We start from the raw sequence: 282 nt of genomic DNA, 5'->3' as shown, positions 1-282 counted from the left end.
CCGGTGAGGTCCCCGTCGTCGATCTCGTCGACGATTCCGAGGGCGAACAACAGCCCGGCGCTGGGGCCGCCGACGTCCGCGAGCCGCAGCTCCACCTCCACCTCGTCCTCGGACATGCCCAGCCGGCGCAGTGCGGCCGTCACCGCCTCCGTCTGCGACTCCTCCATCTGGGCGGTGGTGTGCTCCTCGATCTCCTCGGGATCGTCGCCGACCGGGTAGACCGAGTCGCGCGGCATCACCGCGCGCTCGGTGTCGAACCAGGCGTCCACCACATCAACCAGC

Annotated in this window: 1 pseudogene; it reads right to left on the bottom strand. The window is 70.6% G+C overall.

The annotated features are described in order from the left end of the window. A pseudogene (locus ACSNOK_RS33940) lies at positions 1-282 on the bottom strand (hypothetical protein); the annotation flags it as partial.

It is taken from the genome of Streptomyces sp. URMC 126 (assembly GCF_051386555.1).
Classification (GTDB): Bacteria; Actinomycetota; Actinomycetes; order Streptomycetales; family Streptomycetaceae; genus Streptomyces.
The sequence above is the reverse complement of the archived record's forward strand: the minus strand, read 5'-3'. Positions and strand labels throughout refer to the sequence as shown.